Below are 8,663 nucleotides of genomic sequence, written 5' to 3' on the forward strand. Positions count from 1 at the left end.
GTCCACTGGACACTTTCGTATACCGAACACGGAAGTTAAGACCTCCAGGGCTGATACGAAACCATCCAGTGGATGGTTTCGGGGCAGGTGCCGCGGCGAGTGAGGAAAACCAAAGGCACCGCCCTCCTTGGACCGCAGGGTTCTGGGAAAGTAAGTCATCGCCAGGTAAATGTGAAGAGACTATCTTGAAAGGTAGTCTCTTTGCTTTTTATTGCGTAAAAATGTTCCACATGTACGCCGGCGCCGATCAGCAATTCTTTGTGGCGTGCGGCTTGTCCGAAAAAGATATCTCCTATCATTTTCGTATACCGAACACGGTGAGTTATCCTCCAGGGCTGATAGATATGAAGCCATCCAGTGAATAGTTATCATGGGGGCATTTTAACCTAAAATTAAAGTGCTCTGTATCAAACTAATCTTCAAAAACGTGCTGACCTTTCACAAGAATTATGGTACAAACTCTTGGTAGAATTGAGAAACTATGATGTTAACACCATTCCCGGGTTTTGGGAAATCCAGAAACAAATTGAAGAAAATTTGAGATGAAATTTATTTACACTTTGGTTCTTTTTATGTACAATGGTTTGAAAACATATAAAATTTAACATATTGACTAATTCATACCTAATAAGATGCCTCTTGGAAACATAGCGTAAAAAATAGATAAATATGCCCACTACCCGTACATGAAGGGTTATAATAATTTTCTTAAGCGGCAGAACCGGCATAATTTGTTGGAAATTCACCCCCCTGTCAATGGAACAAAAGTGGTTACTAAACGACTTTGGAATCTACTAGCAAGCTCATCATCTAATGCCGAATAACTTCTTTTGGTATATGTCTCTGTGCCACATGCTCCTCCGTCGACGTTATATTCATTTGAAATCAATCATAAATAGATCATGAATTAGTAGATCATGTTTGGTGCATGAGGAGGTGCTAAATATCAAAAAGGTTGCTTATTTAATTTTAGCAATTGCTATTTTATCGATTTCTCTAGTAGCGTCCTCTAACGTTTCTATTCTGACCAAACAAAATAGAGAATTGAATCAAGAACTCCAGAAAACAAACGAAGAATTAACGACTTGGAAAGAAACTTATGAACTACGGAATATTTTAGACGTATGGGCTCACGATATTCTAACTCATTTAGAAGAAGGTGATACCGAATATGTAAAGAACAAAATATCCGATAATGTAACAATTCGTGGAGATAAACTGATCTATAAAAAGCAAAATTATAAAGATTTTATTATTCCTAAGAATCCTGAGAATAAATACAGCCTTAGACAAAGAGCCTATATGTTTACAAATGACAAGAAGGATGAATTTTTATCGATATACGAAATAATATCTGGAGGTTCTCAAACGGAAGGGACGCATACTCTAAATTTCTTTTTCATATTAAAGGATGGTAAATGGTTGTTAGATTTCTTGATTGAAGATGAATAAATGGAATCTCATTCCTGTGAATACGTCCCCGAGCCTTGTACATACAGCCCGCCACATCATGAAAGTCTGCAACATCCGAAGCTGGTGAGGTGCCATTTCTAATGTCAAAGTTGAAGATGTTAAAGCGAAGTTCGAGAATGGAGTTTTATCCGTTACCCTTCCTAAGAAAGAGCAAGGGAATAATAAGGGTAAACAGATTGAAATTCAATGATGAAATCTACCTTATCAAGTGAAATAGAATCAAGCGTATAGGGTCGTATCAACTTTAATTCGATGGAAGGTATCGAACTAAAGCTGGTACGACCCTACTGTCTGTCTGGTGCCGGCAATTGCCTGCACAAATGTTAACATGTGTGAAAGATTCACTTCTAAACGGCTCTAGTTTCAGCTCATTCGTTTTACTCTTCTTCTGCATTTACAGGCGTAGTACTTAAACCTACTCTGGAAAGTTTGGCATCAACTTCAATATTGATCGCGATATTCTTAAATTCTTCTTCCCAGTTTTTTTCAAGCTCCGGGTATTCGGCAGGAAATTTACGATGGTACTCCACGCCAAATTTAAAGAGATCAATTCCCCATTCTTGGGCCTTATCCAGGGCGGCGCTGATCTCATCATTTATGACAGCAGCCTGTTTTTCTTCGAGTGCCTTAAAGGTAACTGGCTTGGTTAAGTCAACTTGAGACATTTGCTCGCCAAGATTGCCTTCCTCTTTCACCTCAACCGTTACCGTCAGTTTTCCGTCTGTCATCTCCGGCGTGACTTTGCTCGATGCGCGAATGATTTCCAAAGCTACCTTTTTAGTTTCGGCGTCAGGCGACTCCACCACGATAATCCCGCTTTTTACCTTTCCTAAAACCCAGAGAAGCCCTCGTGATTCTTTCCCATCGAGCCAGCCGACAAGCTTATCTCTCTTAAAAACGGCGGTTCCACAAAGTTCAACTTGCTTTTTTATCGTTGTGCCTTCTGGTCGATCCACTAATTCTAGTCCGGGAAGGAAAGGGGAACTTGTTCTACTGACTAGACTTTTCATAAGATCGAACAAGGTTATTTCGGGAGCCTTCGATGTGACACGCGTCGCCTTGGCTAAGTTTTCGAGGGCTTTAGCAGGAACCTTTTCTTGTTCATTTTCTGCTTCAATGATATCTTGGGCTTTACCTTTGGCGATAAAAATATAGGCGAGCTCTCGAAGCTCAGAATCACGAATTGCAAGATCAAGCAGTGGCGCAATCCCGGCTTTGGCTGCTACTTCACCAATGACGATTACCTTGTTTTGGCTAAAGAGTGATCTGCGATCGACTTGGTGAGTGGCACTCCGGATCGCATCAAAGACAGTTTGCCCCGTGACTGTTACGACCCAAACACTTTTTCCACCGCCACCAGTACCTCCACCTTTCATTCCTGACGACCCCTTAATTTCAGCGGGCTTGAGAAGCTGAAGGGTGAGGTTAATTTGACCATCTTCCAGCTTATCGATACCAATCGCTTGAACAACAGAAAGCGTACTTAATTCTTTTCTGTTCCAACAGCCTGTCAAGACGAAGGGTAGCGCTAGACAGAGAATGTAAATAAGGATTCGTCTTTTCATCTTGAACGTTCTCCTTTTTTCCGGATGGTCGCGGTCAAGAGCAGTAGGGAGGGTATGAACAGAATAAAAAACAGGGTATACCAAGTGTAAATATTAAAAGAAATAAATTCCCTTAATTCGACAATGCTTTGGCCTAACACATTCGATAAAGAAACAATAATTGTTCCTGTAGGAAGAATCAGTGGTTTATAGTCTTTGAGATGGAAAAGCTGGGCTAGTCCGAGTACGATTAGATAATAATAAAAGGCTGTTTTAATAAACATTCCTAAAATCCAGACTGCAACATGGATTGCTTCGATCCGCTCTAAGAAATTACCCACATGAACTAACCGCACGATGCTATAGAAGGGATAAGTAAGACTTTTAGCTAAATCATCTCCTAAGAGGGCAATTACTGAGATGGTTAGGATAAAAAGAAAGAGTCCTAGTAACAAGGGAGTGAATATATAAACCTTTTTTATTTTCTGACGATCATTGATAAAAGGAAAAATTATGGCAAGCCCGATGATTTCTACGGTTTGGGCCACAGGGGATAAGCCAGTAAGAATTGAAGGATAGATCCCTTTTTCCAGGATCGGTGTTAACTCTTTAAGATCCATATCTTTGACCAGCAATAAGACAACTCCAATGAGGGCTATCATGATAATCGGCGCGATGAATTCTGAGAGACGGCCCAAGACCTCAATCCCTTTATGGGCTGCATAAGCAGAAACAAGAGTTAAGGTAATCACGAAAAAAAGAGAAGGGGTTTCAGGCATAATTATTGTTGTAAAGAATTCGGAAAAGTTGCTTAGATTTAAAGCAGCCATATGAATAAAAAACCAGATATAAAGGATTCCTACCACCCATTGACCTATTTTCCCAGTAATGGCTTGGCTGTACTCGTAAAGCGTTTGGTTAGGAAACTTCTTAAATAATAGATAGACTGGAAGTGCTACGATTAAATGAATTGGAGCTGCCATCAAGCAATCTATCCATACATCTTGATTAGCGGGTGAAGCTAATATAACCGGGAGAAAGGCAATCCAACCAATAATCCTGCTGACAAATACAAGCAAGATCATTTGTTTATAGGAGATTTTGCCACCTTCTATCATGCTGTAGGCCTCGCTTTATGAAATGCTTGAGATTATAAACTCAGAGAAAGAAGCTTAGGAAGTCAACAGTTTGATCAAATATTCGATCCCTTTATTCGGATTGGGAACGTCCACTCCAATGACCTGAAGAAAGGAAAGGGTAAAGCCAATCGCGAGAAGCACAGAGGAGGTTATGAGTTCAGGCCATTCCTTTTTGCGCATAAGTCCCGGGATTTCGTAGAGCGCTATGGTGGCAAAAAGTAGTAACACTACAAAGACTTTCATCCTTTTATTGTTCTCCTTCTATTTATTCGATTCTTCTGGTTTCATAGGGGTGGTGCTAATACCTACCCGGCTAAGACGGGCGACGACTTCGAGGTTAACCTCTACCTTAGGGAATTCTTCATCCCAGTTCTTTTCAAGTTTTGGCCACTCTTGGGGATACTTCCGATGGAATTCCTCGCCAAATTTAAAAATATCGACTCCCCACGCTTGGGACTTGGTGAGGGTGGCCTGGATTTCTTCTTTGATTACAGTAGTTTGCCTTTTTTCCAATTCAGCGAAGGTATCGGGCTTAGTTAAATCTACTTCGGACATTTGTTCAGCTAGATTTCCTTCTTCTTTGACCTGGACAGTTATGGTCAGCTTACCCTCCGTGATCTCCGGCTTAAGCTGAGTAGAGGTTTTAATAATTTCCAGACTGACGTTCTTCGTTTCTTCTTTGGGTGATTTCACCACGATAATTCCACTTTTTATCTCGCCCAACACCCAAAGGAGTCCGCGGGTTTCGGTGTGATCAAACCATCCGATCAGTTTATCTTTTTTGAAGATTGCCGTATCGTCCAAGACAACGACTTCTTTTGAAGTTCCATTTTCAATTTTCTTTTGGATTTTAATGCCGGGGACAACGGAACTGCTTGTTTTGCTACCTAAGGTTTCAAGCAAATCTTTTAAATCTCTTTTGGGGAGATGGGAAGTAATGACACTTGTTTTGGCTAAAGTTTCAATGGCTTTGCCCGGAATTTTTTCCTGTTCATGTTCTCCGACGAGGATATCTTTTGCTTTTCCCCTGGCAATAAAGACATAGGCAAGTCTACGTGGCTCATTGTCCCGTCTCAAAAAATCAAGGAGGGGTGTAATTCCTGCTTTAGCTGTTTCCTCACTCAGGATGATCACCTTATTATGCGGGAAAAATAACTTCCGGTCCGTTTTGAGAGCAGCATTTCTGATGGCATCAAAAACCGTTTCCCCAGTGCTTGTAACGACCCATACCCCGGTACCCCCTTTCTCTGATGCTTTGACCTGACTGGGTTTGAGTATTTGAGCGGAAAAACTGACTTGATCATCCTCCGCTCGATCGATTCCTAACGCTTGAACAATAGCCAGAGTATCGATTTCTCTTCTGTTCCAGCAGCCTGTTAGCATACTCGATAGTAATATACAAAAGATATAGATTGGAATTAGCTTCTTCATTTTGACTTTACCCCTTTTTTCGGATGATTGCGGTTAGAACAAGAAGGGATGGAATCAATAGAATGAAAAAGAAGGAATACCAGACAAATATTTTGTAAGAAGTGAACGCTTCTAACTCAACAAGGCTAGGAGCAATTAAGAGGCTTAACGGGATAAGAATTGTGCCGGTTGGCAGAATCAAAGGTCGATAGTCTTTTAAATTCAAGAGTTGACTTAAGCCCAGGACTGTTAGATAGTACAGAAAGGTCACTTTAATAAAGGTACCTAAGATCCATATCGCCATATGCACGGATTCGATACGTTCTAGAAAATCACCAACATTAACGAGTTGGATAACCGAATAGTCGGGGAAAGTGAGCCTTCTAGCTTCTGTTACTCCGAATACCGTAAGGACAGGAATCGTTATAAGGACAAAGAAGAGGGAGATTAAACCGAAACTGAGGATAAAGACCCTCTTAACTTTTTGACGGTTGTTCAGATAGGGAAGAAGCATGGCTAACCCTAAAACTTCGACGGATCTAGCGCTATAGATCAAGCTGCCATTAAATACGGGCAGGACTCCCTTTTCTAGGATAGGTGTTAGTGTTTTGAGGTTCATATCCTTAGCCAAGAGAAAAGTAACCGAGATAAAGGTAATTATGATAAGTGGTGCAAATAACTCGGATAAACGGCTAATCACTTCAAGTCCCTTTCGGGTGGCATATGCACAGACAAGGACGAGAGTCAATGCAAAAAAGAGGATGGGTGTTTCGGACATGACAGCACTCGTAAGGAAGAGACTGAATTGGGCTAAAGAGATGGCTGTACTATGCAAAAAATACCAAATAATTAAGACTCCTGCCAGTTTGCCGAGTTTTCCAGCGATTATTTGGCTATACTGAATAATCGTTTGATTGGGGAATCTCTTCCACAGAATATATACAGGGAGCGCTAGTAATAATTGTAGAGGAAAAAACAATAGCTCAGATAGCCAGACATCCTGGTTTAGCGGTGGTTCGTTCAATGCTGGGAGATAATTAATCGTAACAATGATTCGGCTTAAGAAGATGAGTAGAATCAATTGCTTGTAGGTAATTCGACCTTCTTCCAGCATGCTAGCTTTCTCCTTTTTGCTCATCAGGCGGAGTTGGCCTGAGGTTAGGCTTTCTCCTATTCGGATTCCCCCCCCCAATCACACGGGGGCGAGTGAGCATTGCCCATAAGGGTGCACGAATTACTACATCCTTTAGATCCGAAAAAGTGGAGGGGGCTAAAGGGGACATATAGGGTACTCCTAGCGAACGAAGTGATATTTGGTGAGTCATGAAGGCAATAAATCCTAACACCACCCCATATAATCCCGAAAACCCAGCCAAGAGGATGAGTATGAACCGGACAATGGTACTGACGTCAGTTAAAGATGGGACCACAAACGAAGATATGGCAGTCAGGGCGGTCACAACGACCATGGGTGCGCCAACGAGCCCCGATGAGATAGCAGCATCCCCAATCACGAGTACTCCCACAATACTTACCGCTTGGCCAACGGGTCGGGGTAAACGAAGTCCTGCTTCCCTTAGAATTTCATAAATGGTTTGCATGAGGAGGGCCTCAACCATGGCTGGGAAAGGTGTTCCTTCTTCAGCCGCTGCGATACTCACGAGCAGTGCAGGTGGCAAAAATTCCTGGTGGAAGGTCGTGATGGCCACATATAATGCAGGTGTTAACGTTGTTAAAAAGAAAGCCAGCCAACGCAGCCAACGGATGAACGTGGCGTAATAGGGTCGGGTATAATAATCTTCAGCGTTTTGAAAGGCTTCAATAAATAAGTAGGGAACCGTTAGGACAAAGGGAGTTCCATCAACTAAAATTGCGACTCGACCTTCTAAAAGTTTCGCACTGACAATATCCGGCTTTTCGGCATTTCCAACGGTCGGAAAAAGGGAAAGGGGTCCATCTTCAATAAAGGCTTCGATATATCCAGATTCTAAGATCGAATCGGTGTCTATCCTTTTAAGCCTATTTTTTATCTCCTCCACGACTTTTTCATTGGCAATTCCTTTGAGGTAAGCTACACAGACGGTCGTTTTTGTCTGGCTGCCAATCTGTAGTTCAGAGAATTTAAGAGCGGGGTTTTTCATTTTTCTTCGCAAAAGAGCCATATTGGTACTGAGATTCTCTACAAAACCTTCGCGTGGTCCTCGGACTATGGATTCGGTTTTCGATTCCTCAACAGATCTCCGTTCCCCTCCCCGTAGAGAGGCAATTAGCGCAATCTCCGAATCCTCAATAAATAAGACGGTATCTCCTGATAATATGGAATCAGTCACTTCTGCGAAAGAGTGGCCTTCTTTTACCATGGCAACAGAAAGTGCATTTCCCTTAATGACGGCTAACACATTATTTTTGTTAATGTCATGTTCTAAAAACATCAAGGGTTTAATAAGGTCAGCATTCACCGCTTTAACATCAATAAGCCCATTGAGCATGACGATAAAGGCCTTAATTGATTCAGTAGCGCCAATCTTAAACTCCCGAGTAATCAGGTCGCTGGATTCTTCAAAAATGCTCTGAACGGTATGGAGGTCCTTGACTAAATCTCCTGTAAGTGAATCTGAATTAGCCTGTGAGGTGTCTTGAACGTCAGGTTGAGAGTCGAGCAGAGAGCCGTTCGGAGAATTAGTTCGATTGAGACCTGGGTCATTTGCACTTTGTTGTTGGCGTCTCGATCTATATTTACGTTTATTCAATCCATCAACAAGCTTTTTTATTGGCATATAAACTCCACGGTTGTAATTTATTTATAGTACTTAGTATCTTTAAAAGTAATTCTTTTATGCTATCGCTCAAGGGGCTGGGACTTTGTATTTGTAAGAATGAATTAACACATCTAGCATAATTAACATATATTGGCATATATTAGATTTGAGGATTAGCATATATTTAGGACATAATTAAATTTAGTTATTGACACCCATGACCCACTGTGATATTCTAATTGAGCGCCACGGAACAGACATTCCAAGCCAGCAGCAATGCAGGCGGGTGCAAGCCGGACTCGAAATTAACACTTGACTTGAAAGAGAGAAAATGTTAA

9 protein-coding genes are annotated in these 8,663 nt (G+C 41.5%); 3 read left to right on the forward strand and 6 right to left on the reverse strand.

Translation table 11 applies throughout. The features are described from left to right. From VM640_RS04705 to VM640_RS17135, 3 genes are all read left to right on the forward strand, one after another. Nucleotides 1–365: hypothetical protein (locus VM640_RS04705; RefSeq protein ID WP_325390264.1), on the forward strand; the 365-nt coding region annotated here is incomplete at its 5' end. A gap of 571 nt (nt 366–936) precedes the next feature. Further along, on the forward strand, nt 937–1,452 hold the full coding sequence (locus tag VM640_RS04710) for a hypothetical protein (protein WP_325390265.1): 516 nt from the start codon (nt 937–939) through the stop codon (nt 1,450–1,452). A gap of 94 nt (nt 1,453–1,546) precedes the next feature. Next, the gene (locus VM640_RS17135) at nt 1,547–1,663 is read left to right on the forward strand and encodes an Hsp20/alpha crystallin family protein (RefSeq protein WP_414647903.1); all 117 of its coding nucleotides are present in this window, start codon (nt 1,547–1,549) and stop codon (nt 1,661–1,663) included. 187 nt (nt 1,664–1,850) lie between these two features. Here the strand turns inward: VM640_RS17135 and VM640_RS04715 are convergent, their stop codons facing one another. From VM640_RS04715 to VM640_RS04740, 6 genes are read right to left on the reverse strand one after another with little or no spacing between them, the layout of a single operon-like run. Continuing rightward, entirely contained in the window at nt 1,851–3,038 is a 1,188-nt protein-coding gene (locus VM640_RS04715) for a Ger(x)C family spore germination protein (protein WP_325390266.1), read from the reverse strand. Next, a complete protein-coding gene (locus tag VM640_RS04720; protein WP_325390267.1) occupies nt 3,035–4,135 on the reverse strand; it encodes a GerAB/ArcD/ProY family transporter in 1,101 nt (366 codons plus the stop codon). The genes VM640_RS04715 and VM640_RS04720 overlap by 4 nt, the downstream gene beginning before the upstream one ends. A 54-nt stretch (nt 4,136–4,189) precedes the next feature. Further along, nucleotides 4,190–4,399 (reverse strand): hypothetical protein, encoded by a 210-nt coding sequence (locus VM640_RS04725; protein ID WP_325390268.1) that lies wholly within the window; start codon nt 4,397–4,399, stop codon nt 4,190–4,192. Nucleotides 4,400–4,417: 18 nt separating this feature from the next. Further along, a complete protein-coding gene (locus VM640_RS04730) occupies nt 4,418–5,587 on the reverse strand; it encodes a Ger(x)C family spore germination protein (protein WP_325390269.1) in 1,170 nt (389 codons plus the stop codon). Between the two features lie 7 nt (nt 5,588–5,594). Further along, entirely contained in the window at nt 5,595–6,680 is a 1,086-nt protein-coding gene (locus tag VM640_RS04735) for a GerAB/ArcD/ProY family transporter (RefSeq protein ID WP_325390270.1), read from the reverse strand. 1 nt (nt 6,681) lies between these two features. Then, a complete protein-coding gene (locus VM640_RS04740; RefSeq protein ID WP_325390271.1) occupies nt 6,682–8,343 on the reverse strand; it encodes a spore germination protein in 1,662 nt (553 codons plus the stop codon). Nucleotides 8,344–8,663 lie beyond the last annotated feature (320 nt).

Origin of the sequence: Desulfitobacterium sp., assembly GCF_035539115.1 — a bacterium.
Taxonomy (GTDB): Bacteria; Bacillota; Desulfitobacteriia; order Desulfitobacteriales; family Desulfitobacteriaceae; genus Desulfitobacterium_A.

Coding starts and splice junctions, on each gene's coding strand:
- VM640_RS04730 (WP_325390269.1), bottom strand. CDS start 5,587: ATGAAGAAGCTAATTCCAATCTATATCTTTTGTATATTACTATCGAGT.
- VM640_RS04735 (WP_325390270.1), bottom strand. CDS start 6,680: ATGCTGGAAGAAGGTCGAATTACCTACAAGCAATTGATTCTACTCATC.
- VM640_RS04720 (WP_325390267.1), bottom strand. CDS start 4,135: ATGATAGAAGGTGGCAAAATCTCCTATAAACAAATGATCTTGCTTGTA.
- VM640_RS04725 (WP_325390268.1), bottom strand. CDS start 4,399: ATGAAAGTCTTTGTAGTGTTACTACTTTTTGCCACCATAGCGCTCTAC.
- VM640_RS04715 (WP_325390266.1), bottom strand. CDS start 3,038: ATGAAAAGACGAATCCTTATTTACATTCTCTGTCTAGCGCTACCCTTC.
- VM640_RS04740 (WP_325390271.1), bottom strand. CDS start 8,343: ATGCCAATAAAAAAGCTTGTTGATGGATTGAATAAACGTAAATATAGA.